30 protein-coding genes, 2 tRNA genes and 1 pseudogene are annotated in these 26,701 nt (G+C 66.3%); 16 read left to right on the top strand and 17 right to left on the bottom strand.

From position 1 onward, the window contains the following. Window positions 1-3 precede the first annotated feature (3 nt). Window positions 4-1,411: pseudogene (gene glmM, locus KUL97_RS09595) on the top strand (phosphoglucosamine mutase). Here the strand turns inward: glmM and KUL97_RS09590 are convergent. From KUL97_RS09590 to KUL97_RS09575, 4 genes are read right to left on the bottom strand one after another with little or no spacing between them, the layout of a single operon-like run. Then, window positions 1,398-2,363, bottom strand: a complete 966-nt coding sequence (locus KUL97_RS09590) for a BadF/BadG/BcrA/BcrD ATPase family protein (protein ID WP_217796786.1) — start codon at window positions 2,361-2,363, stop codon at window positions 1,398-1,400. The pseudogene glmM and the gene KUL97_RS09590 sit on opposite strands and share 14 nt — an antisense overlap. Next, window positions 2,356-3,678 carry an IctB family putative bicarbonate transporter gene (locus tag KUL97_RS09585; protein WP_217796785.1) on the bottom strand — a complete coding sequence of 441 codons (1,323 nt, stop codon included), beginning with the start codon at window positions 3,676-3,678 and terminating at the stop codon, window positions 2,356-2,358. The genes KUL97_RS09590 and KUL97_RS09585 overlap by 8 nt, the downstream gene beginning before the upstream one ends. Next, the gene (gene trmB / locus KUL97_RS09580) at window positions 3,675-4,385 is read right to left on the bottom strand and encodes a tRNA (guanosine(46)-N7)-methyltransferase TrmB (RefSeq protein WP_217797283.1); all 711 of its coding nucleotides are present in this window, start codon (window positions 4,383-4,385) and stop codon (window positions 3,675-3,677) included. The genes KUL97_RS09585 and trmB overlap by 4 nt, the downstream gene beginning before the upstream one ends. Before the next feature lie 8 nt (window positions 4,386-4,393). Further along, a complete protein-coding gene (locus KUL97_RS09575) occupies window positions 4,394-5,707 on the bottom strand; it encodes an FIST N-terminal domain-containing protein (protein ID WP_217796784.1) in 1,314 nt (437 codons plus the stop codon). A gap of 69 nt (window positions 5,708-5,776) precedes the next feature. Between KUL97_RS09575 and KUL97_RS09570 the strand changes: the two genes are divergently transcribed. Beyond that, on the top strand, window positions 5,777-6,394 hold the full coding sequence (locus KUL97_RS09570; RefSeq protein WP_217796783.1) for a DUF3177 family protein: 618 nt from the start codon (window positions 5,777-5,779) through the stop codon (window positions 6,392-6,394). Further along, on the top strand, window positions 6,384-6,692 hold the full coding sequence (locus KUL97_RS09565) for a hypothetical protein (protein ID WP_217796782.1): 309 nt from the start codon (window positions 6,384-6,386) through the stop codon (window positions 6,690-6,692). The genes KUL97_RS09570 and KUL97_RS09565 overlap by 11 nt, the downstream gene beginning before the upstream one ends. Window positions 6,693-6,696: 4 nt before the next feature. Here KUL97_RS09565 and KUL97_RS09560 read toward each other — a convergent pair whose 3' ends face one another. From KUL97_RS09560 to KUL97_RS09550, 3 genes are read right to left on the bottom strand one after another with little or no spacing between them, the layout of a single operon-like run. Further along, entirely contained in the window at window positions 6,697-7,182 is a 486-nt protein-coding gene (locus KUL97_RS09560; protein ID WP_217796781.1) for a cupin domain-containing protein, read from the bottom strand. Window positions 7,183-7,189: 7 nt separating this feature from the next. Then, window positions 7,190-10,123, bottom strand: a complete 2,934-nt coding sequence (ileS, locus tag KUL97_RS09555; RefSeq protein ID WP_368656133.1) for an isoleucine--tRNA ligase — start codon at window positions 10,121-10,123, stop codon at window positions 7,190-7,192. A gap of 24 nt (window positions 10,124-10,147) precedes the next feature. After that, on the bottom strand, window positions 10,148-10,696 hold the full coding sequence (locus KUL97_RS09550; RefSeq protein WP_217796780.1) for a Ycf66 family protein: 549 nt from the start codon (window positions 10,694-10,696) through the stop codon (window positions 10,148-10,150). 51 nt (window positions 10,697-10,747) lie between these two features. On the opposite strand from KUL97_RS09550, the gene KUL97_RS09545 reads away from it, so the two are divergent. Next, a tRNA-Leu gene (locus KUL97_RS09545) sits at window positions 10,748-10,829 on the top strand. Window positions 10,830-10,888: 59 nt separating this feature from the next. Further along, complete coding sequence (gene crtR, locus KUL97_RS09540) at window positions 10,889-11,914, top strand: beta-carotene hydroxylase (protein WP_217796779.1); 1,026 nt, start codon at window positions 10,889-10,891, stop codon at window positions 11,912-11,914. Here the strand turns inward: crtR and gatC are convergent, their stop codons facing one another. Then, complete coding sequence (gene gatC / locus KUL97_RS09535; RefSeq protein ID WP_217796778.1) at window positions 11,915-12,208, bottom strand: Asp-tRNA(Asn)/Glu-tRNA(Gln) amidotransferase subunit GatC; 294 nt, start codon at window positions 12,206-12,208, stop codon at window positions 11,915-11,917. 9 nt (window positions 12,209-12,217) lie between these two features. Next, window positions 12,218-12,994 carry a creatininase family protein gene (locus KUL97_RS09530; protein WP_217796777.1) on the bottom strand — a complete coding sequence of 259 codons (777 nt, stop codon included), beginning with the start codon at window positions 12,992-12,994 and terminating at the stop codon, window positions 12,218-12,220. A gap of 69 nt (window positions 12,995-13,063) precedes the next feature. Here KUL97_RS09530 and KUL97_RS09525 point away from each other — a divergent pair, with 69 nt between their 5' ends. Then, window positions 13,064-13,363, top strand: coding sequence for a DUF6679 family protein (locus KUL97_RS09525; protein WP_217796776.1), 300 nt, complete (start codon window positions 13,064-13,066; stop codon window positions 13,361-13,363). 4 nt (window positions 13,364-13,367) lie between these two features. Here KUL97_RS09525 and KUL97_RS09520 read toward each other — a convergent pair whose 3' ends face one another. Continuing rightward, a complete protein-coding gene (locus KUL97_RS09520; RefSeq protein ID WP_217796775.1) occupies window positions 13,368-14,495 on the bottom strand; it encodes a calcium:proton antiporter in 1,128 nt (375 codons plus the stop codon). Window positions 14,496-14,543: 48 nt separating this feature from the next. Further along, a complete protein-coding gene (locus KUL97_RS09515) occupies window positions 14,544-14,684 on the bottom strand; it encodes a hypothetical protein (protein ID WP_217796774.1) in 141 nt (46 codons plus the stop codon). A 91-nt stretch (window positions 14,685-14,775) separates the two neighbouring features. Between KUL97_RS09515 and KUL97_RS09510 the strand changes: the two genes are divergently transcribed. Together KUL97_RS09510 and KUL97_RS09505 are read left to right on the top strand one after the other, a co-directional pair. Continuing rightward, window positions 14,776-15,402, top strand: a complete 627-nt coding sequence (locus KUL97_RS09510) for a DNA-3-methyladenine glycosylase (protein ID WP_217797281.1) — start codon at window positions 14,776-14,778, stop codon at window positions 15,400-15,402. Window positions 15,403-15,428: 26 nt separating this feature from the next. Then, window positions 15,429-16,439 carry an aspartate carbamoyltransferase catalytic subunit gene (locus KUL97_RS09505; protein WP_217796773.1) on the top strand — a complete coding sequence of 337 codons (1,011 nt, stop codon included), beginning with the start codon at window positions 15,429-15,431 and terminating at the stop codon, window positions 16,437-16,439. Between the two features lie 6 nt (window positions 16,440-16,445). On the opposite strand, the gene KUL97_RS09500 is transcribed toward KUL97_RS09505, so the two are convergent. The 4 genes from KUL97_RS09500 to KUL97_RS09485 all read right to left on the bottom strand — a co-directional run bounded on the left by KUL97_RS09500 (window position 16,446) and on the right by KUL97_RS09485 (window position 17,378). Beyond that, window positions 16,446-16,793: a DUF565 domain-containing protein gene (locus KUL97_RS09500; protein WP_217796772.1), complete on the bottom strand. Its 348-nt coding sequence runs from the start codon at window positions 16,791-16,793 to the stop codon at window positions 16,446-16,448. Between the two features lie 7 nt (window positions 16,794-16,800). Beyond that, complete coding sequence (locus KUL97_RS09495) at window positions 16,801-16,998, bottom strand: hypothetical protein (protein ID WP_010311955.1); 198 nt, start codon at window positions 16,996-16,998, stop codon at window positions 16,801-16,803. Window positions 16,999-17,113: 115 nt separating this feature from the next. Next, on the bottom strand, window positions 17,114-17,275 hold the full coding sequence (locus KUL97_RS09490; RefSeq protein WP_217796771.1) for a PCP reductase family protein: 162 nt from the start codon (window positions 17,273-17,275) through the stop codon (window positions 17,114-17,116). A gap of 30 nt (window positions 17,276-17,305) precedes the next feature. Continuing rightward, window positions 17,306-17,378: transfer RNA gene (locus KUL97_RS09485), tRNA-Ala, on the bottom strand. Between the two features lie 78 nt (window positions 17,379-17,456). On the opposite strand from KUL97_RS09485, the gene KUL97_RS09480 reads away from it, so the two are divergent. Further along, the gene (locus KUL97_RS09480; RefSeq protein WP_217796770.1) at window positions 17,457-17,672 is read left to right on the top strand and encodes a DUF2555 domain-containing protein; all 216 of its coding nucleotides are present in this window, start codon (window positions 17,457-17,459) and stop codon (window positions 17,670-17,672) included. 16 nt (window positions 17,673-17,688) lie between these two features. Continuing rightward, window positions 17,689-18,918, top strand: a complete 1,230-nt coding sequence (gene coaBC / locus KUL97_RS09475; protein WP_254896403.1) for a bifunctional phosphopantothenoylcysteine decarboxylase/phosphopantothenate--cysteine ligase CoaBC — start codon at window positions 17,689-17,691, stop codon at window positions 18,916-18,918. Here the strand turns inward: coaBC and KUL97_RS09470 are convergent. Then, the gene (locus tag KUL97_RS09470) at window positions 18,915-19,253 is read right to left on the bottom strand and encodes a hypothetical protein (protein WP_217796768.1); all 339 of its coding nucleotides are present in this window, start codon (window positions 19,251-19,253) and stop codon (window positions 18,915-18,917) included. The two genes, coaBC and KUL97_RS09470, sit on opposite strands and share 4 nt — an antisense overlap. 139 nt (window positions 19,254-19,392) lie before the next feature. Here KUL97_RS09470 and KUL97_RS09465 point away from each other — a divergent pair, with 139 nt between their 5' ends. From KUL97_RS09465 to KUL97_RS09445, 5 genes are all read left to right on the top strand, one after another. Then, window positions 19,393-20,214 (top strand): photosystem II manganese-stabilizing polypeptide, encoded by an 822-nt coding sequence (locus tag KUL97_RS09465; RefSeq protein ID WP_010311944.1) that lies wholly within the window; start codon window positions 19,393-19,395, stop codon window positions 20,212-20,214. 174 nt (window positions 20,215-20,388) lie between these two features. After that, a complete protein-coding gene (gene sat / locus KUL97_RS09460; RefSeq protein WP_217796767.1) occupies window positions 20,389-21,555 on the top strand; it encodes a sulfate adenylyltransferase in 1,167 nt (388 codons plus the stop codon). A 37-nt stretch (window positions 21,556-21,592) separates the two neighbouring features. Then, window positions 21,593-23,437: an ATP-dependent zinc metalloprotease FtsH3 gene (ftsH3, locus tag KUL97_RS09455; protein ID WP_217796766.1), complete on the top strand. Its 1,845-nt coding sequence runs from the start codon at window positions 21,593-21,595 to the stop codon at window positions 23,435-23,437. 10 nt (window positions 23,438-23,447) lie between these two features. Then, a complete protein-coding gene (locus KUL97_RS09450) occupies window positions 23,448-24,059 on the top strand; it encodes a bifunctional 4-hydroxy-2-oxoglutarate aldolase/2-dehydro-3-deoxy-phosphogluconate aldolase (RefSeq protein WP_217796765.1) in 612 nt (203 codons plus the stop codon). A 19-nt stretch (window positions 24,060-24,078) separates the two neighbouring features. Continuing rightward, the gene (locus tag KUL97_RS09445; protein WP_217796764.1) at window positions 24,079-24,699 is read left to right on the top strand and encodes a hypothetical protein; all 621 of its coding nucleotides are present in this window, start codon (window positions 24,079-24,081) and stop codon (window positions 24,697-24,699) included. 22 nt (window positions 24,700-24,721) lie between these two features. On the opposite strand, the gene aroC is transcribed toward KUL97_RS09445, so the two are convergent. Beyond that, the gene (gene aroC / locus KUL97_RS09440; protein WP_217796763.1) at window positions 24,722-25,810 is read right to left on the bottom strand and encodes a chorismate synthase; all 1,089 of its coding nucleotides are present in this window, start codon (window positions 25,808-25,810) and stop codon (window positions 24,722-24,724) included. Between the two features lie 59 nt (window positions 25,811-25,869). Between aroC and nth the strand changes: the two genes are divergently transcribed. Beyond that, a complete protein-coding gene (gene nth, locus KUL97_RS09435; RefSeq protein WP_217796762.1) occupies window positions 25,870-26,523 on the top strand; it encodes an endonuclease III in 654 nt (217 codons plus the stop codon). Window positions 26,524-26,701: the final 178 nt, after the last annotated feature.

Here is a 26,701-nt window from a genome sequence, read left to right as displayed (position 1 = left end):
GTGATGGCCGATTCGGCTGCGTTCTCCCTGGCGGCGTTTCCTCTGGGAACGCCTTTGCCTCAGGGCACCGCCGCCTTCGGCACCGATGGCATCCGCGGCCGGGTGGGCACGCAGATCACCCCTGCCCTGGCGTTGCAGCTCGGCTACTGGTGCGGCCAGGTGCTGCCGCCGGGCGGGCCGATCCTGCTGGGCAGTGATTCGCGCAGCAGCGGCCCGATGCTGGTGGCGGCTTTGGCGGCTGGGCTCACGGCGGCTGGCCGCGATGTGCTCGACCTGGGCCTCTGCCCCACCCCGGCGGTGCCCGGGGCGATCCGCCAGCTAGGCGGCAGCGGCGGATTGATGGTGAGTGCCAGCCACAACCCCCCGCACGACAACGGCATCAAGGTGTTCGGCGCCTGCGGCGCCAAGCTCGGCAAGGAGCAACAAGCGGCGATCGAGGCGGGCCTCCATGGCGGCAGCGAGCTGGGCGGCGGCTTCCGTGCCAGTGGCACCTGGCAGCAGCGCCCCGATCTGCTGGAGGCTTATCAGGAGCGGCTCCTGGCGAGCGTGGCTGGTGCGCGCCTGGAGGGCTGCCGCATCGTGCTGGATCTGTGCTGGGGCTCGGCCACCAGCTGCGGCGAGGCGCTGTTCCGTGCCCTTGGCGCGGATCTCACCGTGTTGCATAGCCAGCCCGATGGCAGCCGCATCAATCAGGGCTGCGGCAGCACCCATCTCGAGCCCCTGCGCACGGCGGTGCTGGAGCGGGGCGCGGCGATGGGCTTTGCCTTCGACGGCGATGCCGACCGCATGCTCGCGGTGGACGGCCGCGGCCGGGTGGTGGATGGCGATCAGATCCTCTACCTCTGGGGCCAGGCCCTGATGGCCGATGGCGTGCTGCCGGACAACCGAATCGTGGCCACGGTGATGAGCAACCTGGGCTTCGAACGGGCCTGGCAGGCGTCGGGGGGGGGTGCTGGAGCGCACAGCTGTGGGCGATCAATACGTGCACGCCGCCATGGAGGAGCTAGGGGCTGCCCTGGGCGGTGAGCAATCGGGGCACATCCTCTCGGCCCGCCACGGCATGAGCGGTGATGGCTTGCTCACCGCGTTGCAGGTGGCCAGCTTGATCCAGGCGCGCGGCGGCTCCTTGGCTGATTGGATGGACAGCAGCTTCCAGCCTTATCCCCAGAAGCTGGTGAACGTGACCGTGCCCGACCAAGGGCGCCGCACCGGTTGGCAGAGCTGCACGCCCCTCAGCGATGCGGTGCAGCAGGCGGAGGCGGCGATGCACGGCTCCGGTCGTGTGCTGGTGCGGGCGAGCGGCACCGAGCCACTGTTGCGGGTGATGGTGGAAGCGGCCGAGCAGGCTGATGTGGATCATTGGAGCCAGCATCTGGCGGCCTTGGCCGACCAACACCTCAACGCTGCATGAGCGCTGCCGCCGCGAGGCTGAGGGCACCGCTGCAGGCATCGCCGGCGGGGTCTTGAAGCCTCGCCTGAGGTAGCCGCTGCCGCAGGGCAGTGCAAAAGGCTTGCTGGAGCGCCTGGAGGTGCAGCAACGCTCCTCCAACCCCGCACACAGCGGGGGCGCTCAGCTGCAGCTGCCGGGCCACGCTCTCCGCCATCACAGCCAGGGCCTCGGCGGAGCGTGCGATCACCGCCTGGGCATGGCGCTCGCCTCCCAGCGCCAGCTGATCCAGCACCGGTGCCAGGCGGGCGAAGCCAGCTGCTCCAAAGTCCGGCGCCACCACAGCGGCCTTCACCGCTTGGGCGGAGTCAGCACCGAGGGCCTGCCACAGCGCAGTCCGCAGCGGCGTGTCGGCCATGCGTCCATCGGCCATCTGCACGCTTAGGGCTAGGCCGTCGCGGCCGAGATCCATGGCGGAGCCCGCTCCATCCAGCAGCCAGCCCCAGCCCCCGCAGCGCTGGATCTTCCCCTGGCCATCGCTGCCCGCGGCGATGCAGCCCGTGCCGCTGATCACCAGGATGCCGGCGCCGCCGCTGAAGGCACCGGCCAGGGCCGTGCGCTCGTCGCCCACCACCACGGCTCGCTCGGGCGAGAGCTGCAGGGATTGGGCTGCCAGCGCGGTGCCTTGCTGTTGCAAAGCGCTGCGGGCATCGATGCCGCTGGCGCCGATGCCCGCAGCCGCCAGAGGTGTGTTGGCGTCGAGTGGGGCTGCTGCCAGAGCGGCCCTGAGGCTGCTCTGCAGTGCCGCTGCAAAACGGCTGTCGCCGCCGGCGGCCGCCAGATGGGAGACCCCACTGCCTTGGCCTTCGCTGAGCACACGCCAGGTACCGGTGGCGTCCAGCACCGCCAGCCGGCAGGTGGTGTGGGTTTGGCCGGCATCGAAGCCGGCGAGGAGCCGTGGTGGGGCCTCAGGCATCAGCGCGGCTCGCGCTGCTACGGCTCACGCTCAAGGTGGCCAGGCAGAACCAGCCGGTGAGCTGAACCTCGGGGCGGAAAAAGATCGTGTCGGTGGCGCCCTGCACGCACAGGCCCGCGATCGCGGCCAAGGCGGCCAGGGCCGGTAGGGCCCAGCTCGACTCGCCCTTGAGCTGAGCCCAGCCGGCGCGGATGCTGGCCGCCAGCAGGCCGAGGCCCGCCATCAGGTTGGGGATGCCGCCTTCCACCAGCAGCTCCAGGGGAACGGAATAGGCGCTGAGGGCGTTGAACTTGGGCTGCTGGTAAAGCGGATAGATCAGGTTGAAGGCGCTGTTGCCAGGCCCGATGCCCAGCCAGGGCCGGTCTTGGATCATCTCGATGGCGGCCAGCCACACGTTGATGCGGAAGTTGTTGGAGCTGTCCTGGCGGCCCGCCACCAGGCTCATCACGCGGATGCGCAGCGGTTCGATCTGGGTGACGGCCACCACCAGCACCGCCACGGCAGCGCTGATCAACAGCAGCGGAAACAGGCGGCGCCAGAGGGTGGGCCAGTGGCGGGTCTGCCGCAAGACCAGCAGCAGCACCACCGCCCCCAGGGCGCCAAGCATGCCCAGCCAGCCCCCGCGGCTGTAGCTGAGGAAGAGCGCAGCAGCTCCAACCAACAGCGAGGCGGCGGCAAACAGGCGCTGCGGCCACGAGCGCCAGCGCAGCAGCGCGACCAGGGCAATCGGCAGGATCGGGATCAGATAGCCCGCCAGCAGATTGGGGTTCTCGAGGGGGCCGTACACGCGGATCGTGCCGTCGGCCACAGAGTTGGGATCGGCCCAGCGGGCCAGCTCGCTGGTGTCGCCATAGAGCTGGCGGATCGCCAGCACGGCGCTCACGAGTTCCCCCGCCAGCAGGGCGGCCACGATGCGATTCCACCACTGCGGCGCACAGGCCAGCAGCTCACGCATCAGGGCGTACACCCCCAGATAGCTGGTGAGCTTGAGCAGCCCTTTGAAGGCCGCCATCGGCACCGGTGAGAAGCCCGTGGCCAGCACCGCCACACCCAGCATCACCAGCAGCCAGCCGCTGATGCCGCCGATCCGTCCTGCAGGCGTGCAAAGGGCCCACAGCACCCACAGCAATCCTGCCGAGAGGATCAAAAGGCTCAATCCACCCCGGGTGACCAGCGGCAGCCCGGCCATCAATGCGCAGAGCACGAGCCCAGCCAGCAGGCTGAGGCGTGAGCTGATCGGGCCCGCGGCAGCTCCGGCCAGCAGGCCTTGCCAGCGCAGTAGCCAGGGGGTGGACGGCGCCGGGGCCAGGCTCATGCCGTGGGGACTGCAGAGTCGAGCGGATTATCGGTGTCTTCCAGCCATTGCTCCAGGTCTGTCAGTTGTGGCAGCGGTGCATCGTTGCGTTCGAAGAGCACCCGGTACACCGGTAGCCCTTGGTTCAGCACATAGGTTTCCCGCTCAGTGGGCACCGGCAGGGGGTTGCTCGCGCGCCAGGGGCGGGCGTCGTCGGCCGGGCGACTGAAGCACCCGCACGCTTCGGTGAGCGCCACCATCGGATCGATCACGGCGGGCACATCGCTCTGGAGGAAGAGGCGTTTGCCCGGGGCCAGGGCCGCGGCAATGGCCAGCAGCAGTTCCGGCTGCAGCACCCGCCGCTTGTGGTGCTTTTTCTTGAACCAGGGATCTGGAAACTGGATCGACACCAGCTCAAGCTGGCCGGCCGGCAGCGCCGCCAACCAGGCCTGCAGGCTCACATTGGCGTTGCAGAACAGGTAGTGGAGGTTGCCCAGGGCGAGGGCTTGGCGGTCGGTTTCAGCGGCCTGCACCAGCGCCCGGCGGATCTCCACCCCGAGGTGATTCACCCCGGGCCGCTCCGGGGCGAGGGCCAGCAGGAAGCGGCCACGGGCGCAGCCGATATCAAGGTGGATCGGCTGGCTGGGATCGGCAAACAGATCCGCCGGGGCGGGCAGCTCCAGCGGCAGTTGAAAGAAACGGCTGAGGGGATTGACGTGCTGGCGCACCATGCGGCTCAGGAGGCAGGGCTGTCGTCGGGTTGATGGTTGGGCACAAGGAAGCCCCAGCTCGCGGTGTAGCCGTGCAGGTGGGTGGCACCCGCCACCGGTCCGATCTCGCCATTGCAGAAGGCGCCGGCCACGGGCACCCGTTCAAATTGCTCCCGACAGGCGCTCACATCGCCATCGGGCTGGCCGTAGAGGCCCTCGCCGCGCCCGAGGCAGGCAAAGAGCAACGCCGCCAGGGGTTCGGGCTGTCGCCGGCGCTGGCTGCTGAGCAGTTGCCGCTGCTCCTGGCGTGACGCGTTGGCATCACGCAGTTGGAACTGCACCCGCTGCCCCACGCGCAACCGTTCACCCACAGCCACCGAGCCCGTGCGGGGATCAACGCCAATCAGGTTGCGCACCAGAAAGGCGGCGTCGTCGGGCGTGTCGCTGCTGCTGAGCTGAAAGCTGCTCTTGGCCACTCCCAGAAATAAGGAGTGGCGCACCAATTCGCGCTCCTCCGGCGTGAGCTCTTCGAGGATCCCCTGCAGGCAGGCCACGGGTGTGCCTTGGTGGTCGCCATCACTGAGGCGTTGCACCACATTGCGCTCCGCCTTCTCCACCTCAAACACCGGCCCAATCGGCCGGCATCCCTGGGCTACCACCGGTTCAAGCCGCCAGGCACCACCGATCAGGCAGCCCACGGCGCCCTCCACCACCTGGTCGTTCAGCAGCAGCGAGCCATGGCTGGCGTTGTGCTGGGCGGCGATGCCGCCCACCTTGGCTGCCTGGGGATAGGCGTAATCGAGGCCGCTGATCAGGTCGTTGATTGCCGGGCAGCCCGGATCGATGAACAGCAGCATCGAATGGGCGTTGTCGGGCTGGGCGCCCACCCAATCCACCCAGTGCTGGCTGGGGCCATCGAGATCCGGCAGGCCGCCGGCCTCAAGATGAAACAGCTGCAGTTCTGAGCCCGGCAGCTGGAACAGGCTCACGCTGATGCCGGGTTGGTGCTCCAGCTCGTGGGGCTGGCCCTCGGCATCGGTGCCCACCACGCCACCGCCGGCGCAGCCGATCCAATGGCGGCTGGGGATGGCGGCGCGCAGCAGTGGCAACAGCCGCTGCAGATCGGTGGCGTAGGCGGTGGAGCAGAACACCAGGGCCAGATCCGCCTCGCCCCGCTGGCCTGCGCTTCGTAGTTGCTGGCTGAGGTCGGCTACGGCCGCTTCCAGGGCGGGCTGATTGCTGAGGGCGGTGCAGCAGCGAGCCTGTTGGCGTGTGCGGCGCCGCAACAGCGGGCCGATCCTGGACTGCAGCGGATTGGGAAGGCGAAACGTCCGAGCCATGGATGGACCCTACCGCTGCTGGCTGCAGCGTCAGGCCCGGGATAATGACGGCTTGCCGCCCAACTCTGCGTGCCAGACCTGCTGCTCTATCGCACTCTTGTCTGGCTGGACTATCGCCTCGCTGCGGTGTTCGCGGTGGGGTTGCCGCTGGTGCTGCTGGTGTGGGCCGCCTGGAAACGTGAGCAGGCTCTGGTGCGCTTGATGGGCATCTATTGGAAGGTGGCGAGCTTGTTGTTGATCACGGTGCTGTTGCTCACCGACAACAAGCCCCTCGGCTATCTGCTGGCGTTTCTCGCCCAGGGCCTGGTGGTGCTGAGTGTGTGGTTCTGGGTGGATCTCAATGAAGAGTTGGCGGATCTACCTCCTTGGCGGCCGTTGCCGTTTGCGGTGCGCGCCTGGCGCTGGGGCTTGAGTGTGTTTGGGGTGCTGGGAGCTCTGCTCAGTGCCCGCGCCCTCGATTGCGTGCGCGGTGGTGTGACTCGACCGGTGTGCCGGGTGTGGCTGGAGGCCCCGGATGATCTGCATGGCGGAGCGGCCAGCTTCTTCAATTTCGTGTTCGGCGGCAGCTGGACCGGCACCATCGCCGCCTTCGTGGGTTACGTGGCCCTGGTGGCCTACGGCGTGGGTGCGCTGCAGTGGTTGTTGGTGAGGCTGCCGAAGCAGGGGCGGGTGGCCGGTGGTTTCTGAGTTGCTGGCGCGGTTCGAGGAACTCAGCCGCAGCCGCCCCGATCGGGTGCTTCGGCTCACCGGAGAGCTGCCCGGCGATGGCGGCGCGATGGAACCGTTTGAGCTGCTGATCTTCCGAGGGTTTTCCAGCAGCGTCAGCCATCCAACGGCGTTTGATCCCGATCAGCCCGCTTTGCCGGAATCGGCCCGCTTGATGAGCGCTGAGCTGTTGCAAGGGCCACTCAATCCCGCTGCGGAACAGCGTGTGGCAGGCCCGCTGGATCCCGAGCTGTTGCTGGAGCCAGATCGCTGGGGTTAAGCCTTCAACGCAGGCTGCAGAACCGCCGCCAGTCGCCGCAGAGCTCAGTGAGCGCGGCATCGTGCGCAGCGAGCTGATCGGGGATGGCCAGCTCGAAATCGGCGAAATCGAAGCCGGGTGCCACGGTGCAGCTCACCAGGCTCCAGGCGCCACCCTTGGCCGGTTCGGCCGCAAACCAGTGGCCGGCGGGCACCACGTGTTGGGGGCGTTCGCCGCGGCTGAGCTCCATCCCCAACCACGTGGTTTGTGCCACACCGCTGGGGCTGAGCTCGTGCACCCAAAGCCCGTCACCGGCGTGGAAATGCCAGGCTTCGTCGGAGTGGAGGCGATGCCAATGGGAGCGCTCGCCGGCTTGCAGCAGAAACAGGATGGCTGTGCTGGCTGGCCTGGGGCCACGCGGTGTGGGCACCGTTTGGCTGGCCCGGTAGGTTTCGCGGAAGTGGCCACCCTCCGGGTGCGGGGAGAGCTGCAGCTGCTCGATCAGGTGCACGCTGGGGTTAGCCGAGCACGGTCACGCATCGGCCGCAGAGGGTGGGGTGGTTGCTGTGCTGGCCGATATCGGTTTCGTAGTGCCAGCAGCGCTCGCACTTCTCACCGGTGGCCTTGGCAATCCGCACCGTGATGCCGGCCTCGCTGGCTTCCGCCAGCACCTCGGCCGGAGCGCTGCCGCCCTGTTGCAGGGCCGACACCAGCAGCCAGTCGGCCAGGTTGTCGACGTTCGGGTGGGCTGAGGCCTGCAACCAGCCCAGCGCTTGGGCGGTGGCTGCCGCACCTTCGGCCAGCTCCAGCTGCACCTGAGCCTCCAGGGAGGCGCCCAGCTGACCGCCGCTGCGGCAGCTCTCGAGCTGACGATTCACCAGAGCGCGCAGGGCAAGGATCTGCTCCATCGGCGTTTCCAGCTCGGCGCGGCGCCATTCCGCCGGCGCGGTGGGCCAGCCCCGCTCGAACACCGAGCGCTCCTGTACCGCATAGGGCAGGTTCTGCCAGATGTCTTCGGCCATGTGGCACAGCACCGGCGCGATCAGGCCCGCCAGGCGCTCCACCACCAGGGCCAGCACCGTCTGACAGCTGCGGCGGCGGAACTCTTGGGCACCGCTCACATACAAACGGTCCTTGGCGATGTCGAGGTAGACGTTGGAGAGATCCACCACGCAGAAGTTCTGCAGCGCCTGGAAGAAGCGGTAGAACTCAAAACGCTCGAAGTCTCCGCTCACGCTGTCGATCAGGGCAGCGGTGCGCTGCAGCATCCACTGATCGAGCAGCGGCAGCTCGGCATAGGGCACGGCATCGCGAGCGGGATCAAAGTCGTGCAGGTTGCCCAGCAGGTAGCGGGCGGTGTTGCGCACCTTGCGGTACACATCCGCCAGCTGCTTCACGATCCCCGGGCCCAGGGGCACATCAGCGGAGTAGTCCACCGAGCTCACCCAGAGGCGCAGCACATCGGCGCCGTAGGGAGGCTCCTGCTTTTCGTTTTTGCCGCCCTCCACCAGCACCGCGGGATCCACCACGTTGCCGAGGGATTTGCTCATCTTGCGGCCCTTCTCATCGAGGGTGAAGCCGTGGGTGAGCACCCGCTTGTAGGGCGCGTGGCCGTTCACGGCCACCGAGGTGAGCAGGCTGCTCTGGAACCAGCCGCGATGCTGATCGCTGCCTTCGAGGTAGAGGTCGGCCGGGTAGTGGAGCTCAGGGGCACGGCTCTCGCTGCCCGCAATACCGCCCAGCACGCCGGCCCAGGAGGAGCCGGAATCGAACCACACGTCCATGGTGTCGGTGCCTTTGCGCCATTGCGCGGCATCGGCGGCATAGGGCTCCGGCAGCAGGCCGGCTTCATCGCGCTCCCACCACACATCAGCGCCGTGCTCGGCGATCAGGGCTTGGATGTGATCGAGGGTGGCCTGGTTGAGCAACACCTCACCGGTTTCGCGGTGATAAAAAACCGGGATCGGCACGCCCCAGGTGCGTTGGCGGCTGATGCACCAGTCGCCCCGCTCGCTCACCATCGCCTCGATGCGGTTGCGGCCGCTGGCGGGCAGCCACTCCACCTGGGCGATCGCCTCAAGGGCCGCGGCGCGGAACCCTTCCACCGAGGCGAACCACTGCTCGGTGGCGCGAAAGATCGTGGGCTTTTTGGTGCGCCAGTCGTAGGGGTAGCGGTGTTCGTAGCGCTCTTGCTTGAGCAGCAGCCCCGTGCCCTCAAGGGCTTCCAGGATCGTGGGGTTGGCGTCTTTGAGCACGTTGGTGCCGGCGAAGGGGCCGGCTTCGGCGGTGAGATTGCCGGCTTCATCCACCGGGCAGAGCACCGGCAGGCCGTACTTCTTGCCGGTGTTGAAGTCGTCCACGCCGTGGCCCGGCGCGGTGTGCACCAAGCCGGTGCCGGCTTCGGTGGTGATGTAGTCGCCACCGATCACCACCTTGCTGGTGCGCTCCAGCAGCGGATGGCGATACACGATCCCTTCGAGATCGGCTCCTTTCACGCTCAGCAGGGGCGTGAGCGCGAGTCCCAAGCTGGTTTCCAGGCTTTCGCGCAGCTCAGCGGCTACCACCAGATGGCGCACGGCTGGGGCGGCGTTGTCGCCCTGGGGTGCCACGGCGCAGATGGCGTAGTCGAGGCGTTCGTTCACCGACACCGCCAGGTTGGCGGGCAGGGTCCAGGGGGTGGTGGTCCAGATGGCTACGGCGAGGCCGCCGGCAGCGGTGGCGGCCTCAGCGCTGAGGCCGGCGGCGATCAGCTGGGCGGCCAGGGCCTCCGGCAGCTCCACCGCCGGGAAGGCGGCATACACGCTCGGGGAGGTGTGGCCATCGGGATATTCGAGTTCGGCCTCCGCTAGGGCGGTGCGGGAGCTGGGGCTCCAGTGCACGGGTTTGAGACCCCGGTAGATGTGGCCGGCCAGCACCATGGCGCCGAACACGCCGATCTGGGCCGCCTCGTAGCTCTTTTGGAGGGTGAGGTAGGGCTGATCCCAGTCAGCCCAGATGCCCCAGCGGCGGAAGCCGGCTTTCTGGCCTTCCACCTGCTCAAGGGCATAGGTATGCGCCTTCTGGCGCAGGCTCACAGGGGTGAGTTCGGCCCGTTCGCTGCTCTTGAGGCCCTGCAGCACCTTCAGCTCGATCGGCAGGCCGTGGCAGTCCCAGCCCGGGATGAACCGGGCCCGCTTGCCCTGCAATAGGGCCGTTTTATTGATGATGTCTTTGAGGATCTTGTTGAGGGCGTGCCCCACGTGTAGGGCCCCGTTGGCATAGGGGGGGCCGTCGTGCAGGGTGAAGCTTTCGCCGGGGTTCTGCTGGCTCAGGCGCTCATAGAGCTGCAGCTCCGCCCAAAACGCCTGGATCTCCGGTTCCCGCACCTTGGCGTTCGCCCGCATGGAGAAGGGCGTCTGCAGCAGATTGAGGGTGTCTTTGTAGGAGGTCGCGGGCGCAGAGCTGGCGGTCACGGCGCCTGGAGCAGCAAGGGCCGATTATCCCGCTTGGCTGACGGCGGCTTGGAGCAGCTGATCGATTTCGGCAAAGGAGCTCACCACCGCCGTGGCTTCAGGCGTGGTGGGCTGGGCTGCAGGCGCGGAGGCGGAGGCCTCTTCAGCGCGCACCCAGCGCTTGCCGCTGCTTCCCTTGCTGCCGCCACCGCGCTTGAGCGCCGCCAGCACGGTGGCCGATGCGGCACTCACTGCCGCGATGCCCTTGGCCACACTCACCAGCAGCTCGTTCAGGCTGGTTTGCCAGCGTTCGATCGAGAGCAGGCGCTGTTGCTCCTCGGGGGTGAGGGCGCGCCAACGCAGTTGCAGCACCTCCACACCGAGGCGGCCGATCAACAGCCCACCACAGAGCACGGCGAGCATCGGAGAGCCGGTGAGGCGATCGGCGCTGGTGACCAGCGTGAGCCCCAGCAGCAGCACCACCGCACCCCACATGGCATCGCGGGGCCGCGACAGCTCTGTGGCCAGCAAGGGCAGGAGCAGCACGGCCAGGCCCACCACCAGGGCAAGCGATCCGCTGAGGCTGGCCACCATGACTGCATCGAGATTGACCGCATTCTCGGTGCATCCGTACAGTCGCGCCATGCCCACCTGGCGGAATTGGTAGACGCGCTGGGTTTAGGTTCCAGTGGCTTCGGCTGTGGGGGTTCAAGTCCCCCGGTGGGCATCGGGGGGACGGCCCCAACTTCCTAAGGTGGCCTCAATGTTGGCCGGTGCAGCCAGGGAATGACGCAAGCTCTGGTTCAGTCACCGGAGATGGACGGCGCCTCGCGGGAGCTGCGGGCATCGGTGAGCGCTGTGCCGCGCGAGTACCTCGATCCGCCGGCCGCCTGGAACCCCACGGTGGGGCTCTTCCTGGGTGGTTATGGGCTGGCGGCCCTCACGATCGCAGGTTGGTTTGTGTGGGAGTGGCCGCTGCTGCCGCTGCTGGCCACAGGTTTTCTGGCCCTGCACCTCGAAGGCACGGTGATTCACGACGCGTGCCACAACGCGGCCCATCCGAATCGGTTCTGGAATGCCTTCATGGGGCACGGCGCGGCCCTGTTGCTGGGCTTCAGCTTTCCGGTGTTTACGCGCGTGCATCTGCAGCACCACGCCCATGTGAACGATCCGAAGAATGATCCGGATCACATCGTGAGCACCTTTGGCCCGCTGTGGTTAATTGCGCCCCGTTTCTTCTATCACGAATATTTCTTCTTCCAGCGCCGCCTCTGGCGCCGCTATGAGCTGCTGGAGTGGGGCCTTGGCCGCGGTGTGTTTTTCGCCATCGTGCTGGCTGGCATCAAATATGGCTTCATTGATTTCATCTTCAACTGCTGGTTCGCGCCCGCTTTGATGGTGGGTGTGACCCTGGGCCTGTTCTTCGATTACCTGCCTCACCGGCCGTTCCTGTCACGCAACCGCTGGCACAACGCCCGGATTTACCCCGGCAGGCTGATGAACTGGCTGATCATGGGCCAGAACTACCACCTGGTGCATCATCTCTGGCCTTCGATTCCTTGGTTTGAGTACAAACCGGCCTATGAGGCCACCAAACCGATCTTGGATGCGAAGGGCTCACCCCAGCGCCTCGGCTTGTTCGAAAGCAAGGGTGACTTCACCAACTTCATTTACGACATCCTGCTGGGCGTGCGCAGCCACAAGCGCCGCCGCAGCAAGTTGCGCCCCATCGCCGGACTGCTGCCCAGCTTCAAGGCTCGCCGCCATGTGGTGGCGCTGCTCCACCGCACGGCGGTGTCGCCGAAACGCTGATCAGTCCGCGAGGATCTTCGGCACGCGGAAGAAGTCGCCCTCGCGCTGGGGGGCTTCATCGAGCAGCTGTTCGCGCACTTCGGTGGGCACCACCACGTCGTCGCGGGTTACGTTCACCACTTCCACGGCGCGGGTGGTGGGAGGCACGCCTTCGGTGTCCACCGCCTGCAGGTGATCTACGTAGTCGAGGATCCGCTCGAGTTGGGTGGTGTAGGTGGCCACCTTCTCCTCGGGTAGTTCAAGGCGGGCCAGCTTGGCCACCTTGCGAACGTCGTCGGCGCTGATGTTGCTCATGGGCAGAACCTAGCTGGAGGGCTCCTCCAGGAAGCGTTGCAGATCGGCGCTGAGGGCAGTGGCCGCCACCTCCAGGAAGCGATGGCCGTGTTCGGCCTTGGCCAGTGATGGGTCGGAGCCCATGCGGCCATCGGGATGGCGGCGGCGGAAATCGTCGGGTCCATGGATCGGGCCAGCGGGCGCCGGCTCGGGCAGGGGCCGCTGCTTGCTCTGCAGGGTGGGCTCCAGCGCCAGGGTGATCGCGATCTCGCTCGGCGTGGCGTGGTGGCCTTCTTTGTCGCCGTAGAGCTCCCGCGCCAGCCCCATCGCTTCCGGTGCCATGAACCAGTTGGCGAGCTTGCAGCGCAGGTTGGGGGCCGCGGCCAGGCCCCGGCTGGCCGCGGTGCCATAGGCCTGGGCGAAGGCGGCCTTGGTGGTGGCGATGTTGCCGCCGTGGCCATTGATCACATAGATGCGCTCAAAGCCGTGGCGGGCCAGGGAGAGCACCAGGTCGTGCATCACCGCCAGCAGGGTGGAGGGCTGCAGGCTCATGGTGCCGGCAAAGCCCAAGTGGTGTTCGGCCATGCCGAAGGCCTGGGCTGGCGTGACGAGCACACCGCTGCGGCGCCCCACCTCCAGAGCAACCGCTTCGGCGGTGAGGGCATCGGTGCCGATGGCGCCGGTGGGGCCGTGCTGCTCGGTGGAGCCCAGCGGCACGATCACCCCCTTGCAGCGCTGCAGATAGGCCTCCACCTCCGGCCAGCTGCGCAGCTGCAGCCGGATCTCTTCAGCACTGGTGGCAACCACGACGGCGGATCAGCTCAGGTCAGCTCAGTATCCCTAGGATTGAGAACAGGTGGTTCCTGAGGGCACCCCATGCTGCAGCGCAAGCTCTACCGCTTTCAGTGCGAGCAACGGCCGATCTGGGTGTTTCTGCGCGATCAACAGCGCTGGATTGAAGAGGCGCTGGTGGTTGAGCTGGAGGGCGACCTGGTGACCCTCCGCTACGACGCTGAAGACGACGACGAGTCGCACAGCTGGGAGGAATGCGTGCGGCTCGATTCGATCGGCGCGGTCAGTACCCGCCTGGCTTACTTCAGTCGCAGCGCCCAAGCGGACGACATCGAGGTGACCGGCGACTGCCCGGAATCCGAGCAGCTGCCGAGCCAGGGCTGAGCCATTAGCCCAGCTGCAGGGCAATCCAGAAAAAGAAGATCACCAGCAGCACCAAGCCATCCAGACGGGTCACCCGGCCGCTGGTGGGCCTCACCAGGAACAGGGTGAGCCCGAGCAGCACCATCTCCAGGGGGTCGAGGCCGAGGATCACATCGGTGTGGATCAATGCTCCGATGAGCAACACGGCCGGCACCGTGAGGCAGAGGGTGGAGAGGACGGAGCCATAGAGGGTGTTGAGTGAGCGCTGCACCTCGCCGCGGGAGGCGGCCTGGAAGGCATTGAGGGCTTCAGGGGCCAGCACCAGCAGACCCACCAGCACGCCTCCCATCGAATTAGGTAGCCCCAGATCGGTAATGCTCGTTTCGATCAGCTGACCCATCGATTCGGTGATCAGCACCAGGAGCAGCAGGCCGGCGCCCAGCAGGCTGATTGATGGCAGAAGTGCAATGGTGCGATCCGATTCAGCCGCAGCGCCCTCCAGCCACTTGGCCTGGGCGGCACTTTCGGTGAACAGGGTTCGGTAGGTGCCGGTTTGGTAGGTGAGAAACACGCTGTAGAGCCCAACCGCTGCCACGCTCAACACCACATTCACCGGCGTGGTGAAGTTGGCCGCATCGGTGGACTGGGAAAAGTTGGGGGTGATCAGGGCCATCACGCTGATGGCGGAAATCAAGCTGAGATAGGTGGAGGATCCACTCAGATTCATGCTCGCCAGCTCGCTGGCGGAGCTGAGTGGGGCGTCGAGCTGCCGCACTTGCTCCTGGGCCGCCAGAAAAATCGAGATCCCTTTCACGCCCGTGAGGGCGATCATCAATACGGCGAACATCGAATCCCGCGCCAGGGTTGGGTTCTGCTCGCCGGTGGTCATGGTGCTGGCGATCAGAGCCAGTTCCACCACGATCGCTGAGGCAGTGAGGATCAAGGTGCCGTAAGGCTCCCCGAGCTTCAGGGCCAGCTCATCAGCGTGATGGGCCACGCGGGTGGCGAGCACTAGTACCACTGCGCTCAGGAGCAGCAGCCCCAGCAACACGGCTGTTCCCGTTTGCTCCAGCAGCCAGGGGAGCGTTTCGGTGAACGTCAGGCATGCCAAGACGGCGCTGCCGAGCAGGAGGCTCAGCAGGGTGGAGCGCATGGGGATGGTGAATGGGTGCTGGGGCTGGGTCGGGGTGCTGGGCCGGCTTCAGTGGGCGGTGCCGTTGCCGTCGTAGTCGTCGGTGTCGTAGTAGCCGCCCTTGGTGCCGAAGAACAGGGTGGCCAGTACGAACAGGCCGCTGCCGCCGATCAGCACGGTGGCGAGGGTGAAGCCGGAGCTGTGGTCCATCGATCCGTTGCTGTGATCAGCCCAGTCTGCTGGAGTTGATCCCTGCTGGGCAGTGGTTGTGTCGGGCTGTGATCCAGAGCGCAAAGCATGGCTGCCGTCGCACCTACCCCCATCCTTCTTCGCCCGCCCAGCGGAGGTCGTCGCTCCCGAGCTCATCGGCTGCCTGCTGGTGAAGCGCCAAGCGGACGGCGAGTTTCTGTGGGGCTTGATTGTGGAAACGGAGGCGTATTCCCAAGACGACCCCGCCTGCCACGGCTACCGCCGCCGCTCCCCGAGCAACGAAACGCTCTTTGGTGAGCCAGGGCGTTTCTATGTGTATGTCAGCTATGGCATCCACCACTGCGTGAATGTGGTGACCGATCGGGCGGAGTGGGCCAACGGTGTGTTGCTCAGGGCTGTGGCTCTGCCCGATGAGCCGGAGCGGGTGGCAGCAGGTCCGGCATTGTTGGCACGGCGCTTTGGCATCGATGGCCGCCGCGATGCTCAGCCTGTGGATCCAGAGGCAGGCCTGTGGCTGGCCGCCAGATCTCCGGGCTGGGCGGCGATCGGCCCCGGCGATTTGGTGCAGACCACCCGCATCGGCATCAGCCAGGGGCAAGAGCTGCCCTGGCGCTGGTATCTGCGCGCCAGCCGCAGTGTGAGCAAGCGGGCTCGGGGAGATCGCACACCAGCCCGGGCGGACGCCCTCAGCGTGGCCGCGTTGCCGGCGGGCTTCTAGCCTGAAGATGTCTCTCGCAGCCCACCTTGAGCGACTGGACCCACCGCCACGTGCTGGATCTGGCGGCCTTCTCGCTCGATGACTACGCCACGGTGTTGGAGTTGGCCCAGCGCTTTCGGGTGATGCCGAGCTCTGGCGCCCGCAAACTGCCGGCGCTGCAGGGCCGCCTGGTCACCACGCTGTTTTTTGAGCCCAGCACCCGCACCCGCAGCAGCTTTGAGCTGGCGGCCAAGCGTTTGTCGGCCGATGTGCAGAGCTTCTCGCCGTCGTCGAGCTCGCTGAGCAAAGGCGAAAGCCTGCTCGATACGGTGCGCACCTACGTGGCCATGGGCGCCGATCTGTTGGTGGTGCGGCACCGCTGCACAGCCGTGCCGGCCTGTTTGGCCCGCGATCTGGATGTCAGCGGCGAGCGCGTGGCGGTGCTCAACGGCGGTGATGGTCTGCACAGCCACCCCAGCCAGGGCTTGCTCGATTTGTTCACCCTGGCGCGTCAGTTCAATCCAGAGGCCCCAACACCGGAGGCTCTGCGCGGCCGGCGCATTGTGATCGTGGGCGACATCCTTCATTCCCGCGTGGCGCGCTCCAATCTCTGGGCACTCACGGCTTGCGGTGCGGAGGTGGTGCTGTGCGGGCCCCCCACGTTGCTTCCGGATGCCTTTGGCCAGTTTGTTGCAGCGCCGCCGCCCGGGCAGGCCAGCGATCCGGTGGCCCAGCGATCAGCCATCCGGGTGGAGCGGGATCTTGATCGTGCTCTGCAGGGCGCCGATGCGGTGATGACCCTGCGCCTCCAGCAGGAGCGCATGAACCAAAACCTGCTCACCAGCTTGGAGAGCTATCACCGCGCCTATGGCCTCACCCATGCACGCCTGGAAGCCTGCGGCTCCACGGTTCCCGTGCTGCATCCAGGCCCTGTGAACCGCGGGGTGGAGATGAGTGGCGCCCTGCTCGACGACCTGCAGCGCTCGCTCGTGGAGCAACAGGTGACCAATGGCATCGCCGTGCGAATGGCACTCCTCTATCTCATGGCCGCGAGCTAGTGGCGATCAGAGCAGCTTGAAGCCTTCGAGCAGCAGGCCGTAGCAAAAGCCGATCCGGCTCATATCAAGCAATTCCAGCCCCAGCCGGTCGCCGCCGCGGCGGAGCAGGGGTTTGCGGGCGCGGATTGCCAGCTCCATCAGCACCACACAGATCAGCGCGGCTGGGGGATCCAGGAAAGCCCGTGCACCAATGATGGTACTCACGGCATTGCCGAGGAAAAACGTGCTCAGCAGCACGATCAACAGCACGGAGAGCCGCCGCCAGGGGTTGCGGGCCCACTGCTCCAGCCGGGGCCCGGCACCACCGAGGCTCTGCTGAAGCCTGGTGCGCTGCAGTGGGCGGGAGCTGCTCAATCAGCGCTCAGCTGTCGGCATCTTTCTTACGGGAGCCTTTGCCTTCCAGCAACTCCAGCAGTGCTTCCATCTGCGCCATCACACCGCGCACCTCACCGGCTTCCGGCAGCAGGCCGTCGTCCATCACGCCCTGGTGCATCTCGCGCAGTTCCTGGCGGATGTAGCGCAGGTGGCTCACCACCTGCTCGCGCTTCGACTGCGACATGCGTTCGACCGGGGACGGACTGATCTGTCCCTTTTACCGCATCGCCCTCTAGCAGAGACCGGGCCATGGTCAGCCCTGCGAATCCCACAGCCCTCAGGAAAGGGGCCGTGTGGGCTCACTTTTGGCCGAACTGGGCTTTGGCCTCTTCATAAAAGGCTAGGTCGATCCCATCGCGACCGGCCTCGCTGGCGAGGGCTTCAATCCGCTTGCGCACCGCCGGCCGCACGAAAAACGGAATCTCCTTGAGCTTGGCTTCGGCGTCTGGGCTCCAGTTCATCGCTGCCGCTGCCAGGCCTCGTGAGGTGGATGGAGAATAGGGGACTCGAACCCCTGACCTCTGCGGTGCGATCGCAGCGCTCTACCAGCTGAGCTAATTCCCCTGGCGGCCCCTGTCTGGGGCTGTTGCGAGAACTTATCAGCCTTTGCTGGTGGCGTTGCAGCCCGGTGTCTCTCCCCCCATGACCCAGTCCGCCGCGATCACGCCTGAGCTGCTGGCCTCCCTCGATGAGGAGGCGGTGGCGGTGTTGGCTCGGCGTCTCGAGGAGGACGACTACCCCAGTCCCTTCGCCGGGCTGCAGGACTGGCACTTGCTGCGCGCGGTGGCCATCCACCGCCCTGAGCTGGCGCGGCCCTACGTGCACCTGGTGGATCAAGAACCCTTCGATGAAGACTGAGCCGCCGCCGCCGGCCTTGCGCTTGGATCCGCTGGCGGGCCGGCGCATCCTGGTGGGCATCAGCGGCAGCATCGCCGCGGTGAAGCTCCCTCTGGTGGTGAGTGCGCTGGCCAAGCGCGGCGCCCAGGTGCGTTGTGTGATCACCCCCAGTGCGGCCCAGCTGGTAAGCCCCGTGGCCTTAGCCAGCCTCAGCCGTGAGCGCTGCTATCTCGACGCCGACCAGTGGAGCCATACCGCCCCGCGCCCGCTCCATGTGGAGCTGGCGGAATGGGCGGAGTTGGTGCTGTTGGCGCCGCTCAGTGCCACCACCCTGGGGCGCTGGGTGCATGGTCTGGGCGACACCCTCCTGGCGTCCACCCTGTTGGCCACGGAGGCGCCGGTGCTGGCTGCCGCGGCGATGAATACGGCGATGTGGAGTGCGCCGGGGGTGCGCGCCAACTGGGAGCAGGTGCAGCGGTTCGAGCGGGTGTTGCCGTTGGGTCCTGCGGAGGGGCTGCTGGCCTGTGATCGCCAGGGCTCGGGCCGGATGGCGGAGCCGGAGCTGTTGCTGTTGGCGCTCGAGAGCCTGGCCAGCTGGGGCTGGCAGCGCGATTGGCAGGGCCGCCGCCTGCTGGTGAGCGCTGGCCCCACCCGTGAGTGGCTCGATCCAGCCCGTTGCATCAGCAATCCCAGCACGGGGCGTATGGGTGTGCTGCTGGCCCAGGCCGCCCGCTTGCGCGGAGCTGAGGTGGACCTGGTGCATGGCGCGCTTCAGGTCGCGCCCGCCTGGCTGGAGGGCCTCACGCTCCATCCGATCGACACCGGCGCGGAGTTAAAGCAGGCGTTGGAGCGTCTCCAGCCCCGCGCCCATGCCATCGCGATGGCGGCGGCGGTTGCCGACCACCGGCCGGCACGCACCCTCAGCCACAAGCCCAGCAAAGCGGAGCTGGAAGCGGTGATGGCTGGCCCTTGGGCCCCTGTGCCCGACCTGCTGATGGAGCTGGTGAGCCGGCGTTCAGCGGGGCAGCGCATCCTCGGCTTTGCCGCTCAAAGCGGGGATGTGCTGCCACAGGCCCAGGCCAAGTTCGCCCGCAAAGGCTGCGATTTGTTGTTCGCCAACCCGATCGATCAGACCGGTGCCGGTTTCGGCAGCTTCACCAACCAGGGTTGGCTGTTGGGGCCCGGTGCTGCGGTGGAGCGGTTGGAGTCGATGGGCAAATTGACCCTGGCCCACCGGTTGATCACAGCTTTAGGGGCTTCCTCTTAGGCCGCAAGGGCGGCGCCTGAGTCGCCGTTCTGCAGCAGATCCATGAAGGTGCGCAGTTGCAACCGAGGGATGTAGGGCCAGCCACCGCTCTTCTCCATGCCCTGGAGCAGGTTGAACAGGGCGCCGCGGTCCGCCGGCAGGCTGGCGCGGAAGGGGCCGTCCTGAATGGAGCGGTGCAGTTCCTCGAGGCGGCGCAGCAGCAACAGCAGCGCCTCAGGCTCGCCATCCACTTCATCCGCCAGGGCCTGGAGGCTCATCAGTTCGGCGCTGAGGCGCGCTTCCCAGTCGCCTGCCGCAAGGCTGCGGGTGGAATCAGTGGAGATGCCTTCGTTCATTCGGTCTGGATCTGCGGCTCTCGCATACAGGTTGTTGAGAGCCGCGACATGGTACGCGGAATGGGCTTTTTGCACCGGTAGTATCCGCAGCGGGCGCACCCCATCCAGAGGTTTTCCCCTGTCAGACCGGCTTCTCCCCATGCGTTTCCGTCCTCTGCTGGCCCTTGTGCTGGCGCTCTGCCTCACCCTTGTGACCGCCTGCAGCGGTGGCGCCAAGGCTGTTGATCGGGCCAACCTCACCTACGACGACATCCACAACACCGGTCTGGCCAACGACTGCCCGACCCTGCCGGATTCGGCGCGCGGTTCGATCAGCCTGGATGCGGGTGCCAAGTACCAGCTGCGCGAAATCTGCATGCACCCCTCTGAGGTGTATGTGAAGGGCGAGCCCGCCAACAAGCGCGTGGAGGCTGAGTTCCAGCCCACCAAGATCCTCACCCGCTTCACCACCAGCCTGGATCAGGTGTATGGCGACCTGGCGGTGGTGGGCAACGGCATCAATTTCAAAGAGCAGGGCGGCATCGACTTCCAGATCGTGACCGTGTTGCTGCCAGGCGGTGAAGAGGTGCCCTTCACCTTCTCCAGCAAGGAGCTCGACGCCACCGCTGACGGTGCTGCGATCACTACCAGCACCGATCTCAACGGCAGCTACCGCGTTCCCAGCTACCGCACCTCCAACTTCCTGGATCCCAAGGGCCGTGCCCTCACCACCGGTGTGCAGTACGCCCAGGGTCTGGTGGCTCTCAACGGTCAAGACGACGAGCTCGCCCGTGAGAACAGCAAGCGCTACATCGACGGCACCGGTGAGATGAATCTCTCCATCACCAAGGTGGATGCCTCCACCGGTGAATTCGCCGGTGTGTTCACGGCGGTTCAGCCCTCCGACACCGATATGGGCAGCCACGATCCTCTCGACGTGAAGATCACCGGTCAGCTCTACGGCCGTCTGGAGAAGGCCTGATTCGCTTCAGGCACTGTCTGATCACAAGGGGCCCTCGGGCCCCTTTTTTGTGCCTTTTTGTGCTCTCGACCGGCGGATATCCATGGATATCCGCCGGTCGAGAGTCTTCGGGGCGAACCCGACTGCGCACTCTGGGAGAATCGCCGCCAACACCCGTAGCGATCTCCCGCCGCCATGACCAGCACCGTTGCTTCGCCCAAGGGCCTGATCGCACCCCACGGCGGCAGCCTGGTGGATCTGCGTGTGCCGGCGGACCAGCACGAGTCGGTGAAGGCCGGTGTGGATCACGTGGTGGAGTGCTCCGATCGCAACGCCTGCGACGTGGAGCTGCTGATGGTGGGCGGCTTCTCGCCCCTGCGCGGCTTCATGCATCAGGAGGACTACCAGTCGGTGGTGGAGAACCACCGCACCACCAGCGGCCTGCTGTTTGGCCTGCCGATCGTGATGGACACCCAGCGCGATGACATCGCCGTGGGCCAGAAGCTGCTGCTCACCTACCGCGGCCAGGAGCTGGCGGTGATGACCGTGGAGAGCAAGTGGGAACCCGACAAAGCCCGCGAGGCGGTGGGTTGCTACGGCACCTCTTCGCTGGAGCACCCCGCTGTGAAGATGATCGCCACCGAGCGCGGTCGTTACTACCTCGGCGGTGCCATCCAGGGCCTGGAGCTGCCCAAGCGGGTGTTCCCTTGCAAAACGCCGGCTGAAGTGCGCGCAACTCTGCCTGAGGGGCAGGACGTGGTGGCCTTCCAGTGCCGCAATCCCATCCACCGTGCCCACTACGAACTGTTCACCCGCGCCCTCGACGCCAGCAATGTGAGCGATCAGGGCGTGGTGCTGGTGCACCCCACCTGCGGCCCCACCCAGGACGACGACATTTCCGGTGAGGTGCGCTTCCAGACCTACGAGCGTCTGGCCGCTGAGGTGAATAACCCCCGCATCCGCTGGGCGTATCTGCCCTACTCGATGCACATGGCTGGCCCGCGCGAGGCGCTGCAGCACATGATCATCCGCAAGAACTACGGCTGCACCCACTTCATCATTGGCCGCGACATGGCGGGCTGTAAGTCGTCGATCAGTGGCGACGACTTCTACGGCCCTTACCAGGCCCAGGATTTCGCCCGCGACAACGCCCCCGAGCTCGGCATGGAAACCGTGCCCTCGCTCAACCTCGTGTACACCGAAGAGGAGGGTTACGTGACAGCCGAGCACGCCGATGCCCGTGGCCTGCACGTGAAGAAGCTCAGCGGCACCCAGTTCCGCAAGATGCTGCGCAGCGGCGAGGAGATCCCCGAGTGGTTCGCCTTCCGTAGCGTGGTCGAGGTTCTGCGGGCCGCCGCCTGAGAGCGGTTAACATTCCTTAATCACAGCGGAGATCCAAGTGAAGAAGCGCTGGCGCAATGCAGGCCTCTACGTGCTCCTAGCCGTGGTGGTGATCGCCGTGGGTACGGCCTTCCTCGACCGTCCTGATCCGGCGAATGCGCCGCGCACCCTCCGCTACAGCGACTTTGTGGAGGCCGTGGAGGGTAATGAAGTGTCGCGGGTGCTGATCGCCCCCGATCGCGGCACCGCCCAGGTGGTGGAGAACAACGGCCAGCGCGCCGTGGTGAACCTTGCCCCCGACAAGGATCTCCTCAAGCTGCTGGAAGACCACAAGGTCGACATCGCCGTGGAGCCCTCCCGCCAGGCCCAGCCCTGGCAGCAGGCGATCGGCTCGCTGATCTTCCCGCTGCTGTTGCTCGGTGGCCTGTTCTTCCTGCTGCGCCGCGCCCAGGGCGGCGGCGGCAACCCCGCGATGAACTTCGGCAAGAGCAAGGCTCGGGTCCAGATGGAGCCCCAAACCCAGGTCACCTTTGGTGATGTGGCCGGTATTGAGGGCGCCAAGCTTGAGCTCACCGAAGTCGTCGACTTCCTCAAGAACCCCGATCGCTTCACTGCCGTCGGCGCCAAGATCCCCAAGGGAGTGCTGCTGGTGGGCCCTCCGGGCACCGGTAAAACCCTGCTGGCCAAGGCAGTGGCCGGCGAAGCGGGTGTGCCCTTCTTCTCGATCTCCGGTTCGGAATTCGTGGAGATGTTCGTGGGTGTGGGCGCCAGCCGCGTGCGCGATCTGTTCGAGCAAGCCAAGAAGAACGCTCCCTGCATCGTTTTCATCGATGAGATCGACGCGGTGGGTCGTCAGCGCGGCGCTGGTCTCGGCGGCGGCAACGACGAGCGCGAGCAGACCCTCAACCAGCTCCTCACGGAGATGGACGGCTTCGAGGGCAACACCGGCATCATCATCGTGGCTGCCACCAACCGCCCCGACGTGCTGGATGCGGCACTGATGCGTCCAGGCCGTTTCGATCGCCAGGTGGTGGTGGATCGCCCGGATTACGCCGGTCGTCTCCAGATCCTCGGCGTGCATGCCCGCGGCAAGACCCTCTCTAAGGACGTCGACCTCGACAAGATCGCCCGCCGCACCCCCGGTTACACCGGCGCCGACCTCGCCAACCTGCTCAACGAAGCCGCGATCCTGGCCGCGCGCCGTGAGCTCACCGAAATCTCCATGGATGAGGTGAACGATGCGATCGAGCGCGTGATGGCTGGCCCCGAGAAGAAAGACCGTGTGATGAGCGAGAAGCGCAAGCGTCTCGTGGCGTATCACGAAGCTGGCCACGCCCTGGTGGGTGCGCTGATGCCCGATTACGACCCGGTGCAGAAGATCTCGATCATTCCCCGTGGCAACGCCGGTGGCCTCACCTTCTTCACCCCCAGTGAGGAGCGGATGGAATCGGGCCTCTATTCCCGTGCCTATCTCCAGAACCAGATGGCGGTTGCCCTCGGCGGCCGCGTCGCCGAGGAGATCGTTTACGGCGAAGACGAAGTCACCACCGGTGCTTCCAACGACCTCCAGCAGGTGGCCCGGGTGGCCCGCCAAATGGTCACCCGTTTCGGCATGAGCGATCGTCTTGGTCCGGTGGCCCTGGGCCGCAGCCAGGGCGGCATGTTCCTCGGCCGCGATATCGCCGCTGAGCGCGACTTCTCCGAAGACACCGCCGCTGCCATCGACGAGGAAGTGAGCCAACTGGTGGCCGAGGCCTACAAGCGCGCCACAGCCGTGCTCAATGGCAACCGAGTGGTGCTGGATGAGCTCGCCGAGATGCTGGTGGAGCGTGAGACCGTGGATGCGGAGGACCTGCAGGAGCTGCTGATCCGCAGCGACGTGCGGGTGGCTGAGTACGTCTGACCCCTCCGGCTTGATCAATGGCCTCCGCCGCCAGCCTTTGCTGGCGGTGCTGAGGCCGCAATCTCTAAACCAGGCTCGCCTGCAGCTTGAGCAGCTGCACCAGGCGGGCCTTTGTCATGCCGAATTGGCTGTGACCCCATCGCCGGACTGGGTGGCGATGGCGCGCGAGTTGGTGATCGATTTCCCGGAGCTTCGCCTCGGTGCGGCCTCGGTGCGTTGCTCGGCTGGTTTGCAGGCAGCCCTTCAAGCGGGGCTTGGCTACGTCGTGTCGCCGATCCTCGATCGCGCCCTGCTGGAGCAGGCGGCAGCAGCGGCGATCACGCTGGTGCCAGGGGTGTTCAGCCCCACCGAAATCACTGCGGCGGTGCGGTGGGGGGCCCCGGCTGTGAAGCTCTATCCGGCCGCGAGCCTTGGCCCCGGTTATTGGCGCGCCCTGGCGGGGCCCCTGCGGCCGTTGCCGTTTTGTATTGCCGCCGGAGGCCTTGCCCCAGGCGATGCCAACGCTTGGTATGCCGCTGGCGTCGATGCCCTGGCCCTGGGGAGTTGCCTGTTTGATGACGACCAGCTCGATCCAGCCCTGAGTCAGCTTGTTGTCACTTTGAGATCCAAGTGCTACCCCTGAGATAGACGATGTTGTCTGTATGTCTCAGCTCACGATCAAGCTCAGCGACAAGGCCGATGCCCTGATCGCTCAGCTTCAGAAGGAGATTTTCAATCGCCGCCGCAAGAAGGTATCGGCCTCCGGCGTGGTGGAGACCCTGGTGGAGAGCGGCGCCAAATCCCAATCCGACAAGCGCTTCGCGACCTCCTGGAAGAACCTGATCAGCGACATCGAAAAGGCGGCCAAGCTTGCCAACGCCCACGGCAGCAAGCCCGCCAATCTCAGCGATGCGGAATGGGCCATGGTGCTCAGTCACCGCGCCCGCTCCGGCGGCTCCAAAGCTGCAGCGAAGCCGGCTTCACCATCAGCCAAGACCAGCCGCCGTCCTGCCGCGGCGAAGACCACCACGGCCAAGCCTGCGACGGCGCGCAAAACAGCAGCCAAGGCTGCCGCTAAACCCGCCGCGAAGGCCAAGCCCAAGCCGGCTAAGGCTGCCCGCAATCCGGTGAAGAAAGCCGCCGTGAAAGCCGCGCCTAAAGCCAAGGCTGCGGGTGGTTCCTCGGTGGCGCGCCGCATGGCGAAGGCCGTGAGTCGTTTGAGTGCTGCAGCACCCGTGGCGCCCAGCAGCAACGGAGCCGCTCAGCTCACCAGCGTGAGCTGAGCGGCCTTGCGCTCAGGGTGGATCACCACAGGCTGCACTGCCCCTGTTGGCGCAGCAGGTGATCCGCCAGCACCAAGGCCACCATCGCCTCCACCATCGGCACGGCCCGCGGCAACACACACGGGTCGTGGCGCCCCTTGGCTTCCAGGGTGGTGGCTTCGCCGCGGGCGTTGATCGTTTGCTGGGCCTTGCGGATCGTGGCGGTGGGCTTGAATGCCACCCGGATCACGATCGGTTCGCCATTGCTGATCCCGCCCTGAATGCCGCCTGAATTGTTGGTGGCGGTGTGCAGGGAGCCATCGCCGGTGGGCAGGAAGGCGTCGTTGTGTTCGCTTCCTTTCTGCAGGGTGCCCTCAAAGCCGGAGCCGATCTCGAATCCCTTGGTGGCCGGCAGCGACATCACCGCCTTGGCCAGATCCGCTTCCAGCTTGTCGAACACCGGCATGCCGAGCCCCACGGGCGCCTGACGCACAACGCACTCGATCACGCCGCCGCAGGAATCGCCATCGCGGCCGATCGCCTCAATCCGCTCGATCATTTGCCCTGCCATCGCAGCATCCGGGCAGCGCACGATGTTGGCCTCTACATCCTCCAGCTGCACTGTGCACGGATCGATCGTGGCTTCCAGGGTGTGAATCCGCTTCACCCAGGCGATCACTTCGGTGCCGTGGGCTTTGGCCAGTAGCTGTTTGGCAATGGCTCCCGCGGCCACCCGGCCGATGGTTTCCCGGGCTGAGGCACGGCCGCCACCACTGCGGGCCTGGATGCCGTATTTCGCCTGATAGGTGGCATCGGCGTGGGAGGGCCGGAAGGCCACCTCCACCTCCTTGTAATCCTGGGGGCGCTGATCCTTGTTGCGCACCACCATCGCGATCGGCGTGCCGAGGGTCACGCCATCGAGCAGACCGCTGAGAATCTCCACGCGATCATCTTCCTTGCGCGGCGTGGTGATCTTGCTCTGGCCGGGTTTACGCCGGTCGAGTTCCGCCTGAATCGCTTCAAGATCGAGCTCCAGCCTTGGCGGGCAGCCATCCACGATCACCCCAACCCCGCCACCGTGGGACTCGCCGAAGGTGCTGATGCGGAAAAGGTCGCCGAAGCTGCTGCCCATGGGCCGAATGCGCTGCAGCGAGCCTACAAACTGGGCCTTGCGTGAAGCCTGTCGTACCGGTGAGGAAAGAGGAGCGGGCCGCCCTGATCCTGCAGCGTTTGGAGGAGCACTACCCCACCACACCGGTGCCACTGGATCACAGCGATGCCTTCACCTTGTTGATCGCGGTGCTGCTCAGCGCCCAGTGCACCGATAAGAAGGTGAATGAGGTCACGCCCGCTTTGTTTGCAGCCGGGCCGACTCCGCAGTCGATGGCTGCACTACCCGAAGCCACGATCCTGGGTCACATTCGTCAGCTGGGGTTGGCCAAAACCAAAGCCCGCAATGTGAAACGGCTGGCGGAGTTGCTGCTCGAGCGGCACAACGGTGAGGTGCCGGCCAGTTTCCAAGCCCTGGAGGCGCTGCCTGGTGTGGGCCACAAGACGGCCTCGGTTGTGATGGCGCAGGCCTTTGGCGTGCCCGCTTTCCCGGTGGATACGCATATCCATCGCCTGGCGCAGCGCTGGGGCCTCAGCAGCGGCGTGAGTGTGACCCGCACGGAAACCGATCTCAAGCGCCTGTTCCCGAAGCACGCCTGGAACAAGTTGCACCTACAGATCATTTTTTATGGCCGCGAATTCTGCACGGCCCGCGGCTGCGACGGAACGGTTTGCCCGCTGTGCAGGGAGCTGTATCCCAAGCGCCGCAAGCCGGTGGCTTGGATCAAGGCTTGAAGCACTGAGCAGGATTCCGCATCCACCAGCCGTAGCCCACAACAAAAAGCCCCCGCTTGCGCAGGGGCCTTCCGATCCAACCGAGGTTGAACCATGTTGAGAGTCAACCTCAGCCGATGGCGGGGGCAGTCAGAGCCACGGGGGTGGCTTCGGCTGCTGCCAGGTCGAGGGGGAAGTT

The sequence above is a fragment of the Synechococcus sp. HK05 genome (assembly GCF_019104765.1).
Lineage (GTDB): Bacteria > Cyanobacteriota > Cyanobacteriia > PCC-6307 > Cyanobiaceae > Vulcanococcus.
This window is presented reverse-complemented; position numbering and strand designations above follow the sequence as displayed.

Bases quoted from the DNA above. Each gene is read 5' to 3' on its own strand.
- KUL97_RS09575 (WP_217796784.1), bottom strand. From the start codon at position 5,707: ATGGCTCGGACGTTTCGCCTTCCCAATCCGCTGCAGTCCAGGATCGGC.
- gatC (WP_217796778.1), bottom strand. From the start codon at position 12,208: ATGAGCAACATCAGCGCCGACGACGTTCGCAAGGTGGCCAAGCTGGCC.
- KUL97_RS09465 (WP_010311944.1), top strand. From the start codon at position 19,393: ATGCGTTTCCGTCCTCTGCTGGCCCTTGTGCTGGCGCTCTGCCTCACC.
- sat (WP_217796767.1), top strand. From the start codon at position 20,389: ATGACCAGCACCGTTGCTTCGCCCAAGGGCCTGATCGCACCCCACGGC.
- KUL97_RS09520 (WP_217796775.1), bottom strand. From the start codon at position 14,495: ATGCGCTCCACCCTGCTGAGCCTCCTGCTCGGCAGCGCCGTCTTGGCA.
- KUL97_RS09525 (WP_217796776.1), top strand. From the start codon at position 13,064: ATGCTGCAGCGCAAGCTCTACCGCTTTCAGTGCGAGCAACGGCCGATC.
- aroC (WP_217796763.1), bottom strand. From the start codon at position 25,810: ATGGGCAGCAGCTTCGGCGACCTTTTCCGCATCAGCACCTTCGGCGAG.
- KUL97_RS09445 (WP_217796764.1), top strand. From the start codon at position 24,079: ATGTCTCAGCTCACGATCAAGCTCAGCGACAAGGCCGATGCCCTGATC.
- crtR (WP_217796779.1), top strand. From the start codon at position 10,889: ATGACGCAAGCTCTGGTTCAGTCACCGGAGATGGACGGCGCCTCGCGG.
- KUL97_RS09490 (WP_217796771.1), bottom strand. From the start codon at position 17,275: ATGAACTGGAGCCCAGACGCCGAAGCCAAGCTCAAGGAGATTCCGTTT.
- KUL97_RS09550 (WP_217796780.1), bottom strand. From the start codon at position 10,696: ATGGTGGCCAGCCTCAGCGGATCGCTTGCCCTGGTGGTGGGCCTGGCC.
- KUL97_RS09590 (WP_217796786.1), bottom strand. From the start codon at position 2,363: ATGCCTGAGGCCCCACCACGGCTCCTCGCCGGCTTCGATGCCGGCCAA.
- KUL97_RS09480 (WP_217796770.1), top strand. From the start codon at position 17,457: ATGACCCAGTCCGCCGCGATCACGCCTGAGCTGCTGGCCTCCCTCGAT.
- KUL97_RS09585 (WP_217796785.1), bottom strand. From the start codon at position 3,678: ATGAGCCTGGCCCCGGCGCCGTCCACCCCCTGGCTACTGCGCTGGCAA.
- KUL97_RS09470 (WP_217796768.1), bottom strand. From the start codon at position 19,253: ATGAACGAAGGCATCTCCACTGATTCCACCCGCAGCCTTGCGGCAGGC.
- KUL97_RS09515 (WP_217796774.1), bottom strand. From the start codon at position 14,684: ATGGACCACAGCTCCGGCTTCACCCTCGCCACCGTGCTGATCGGCGGC.
- KUL97_RS09495 (WP_010311955.1), bottom strand. From the start codon at position 16,998: ATGTCGCAGTCGAAGCGCGAGCAGGTGGTGAGCCACCTGCGCTACATC.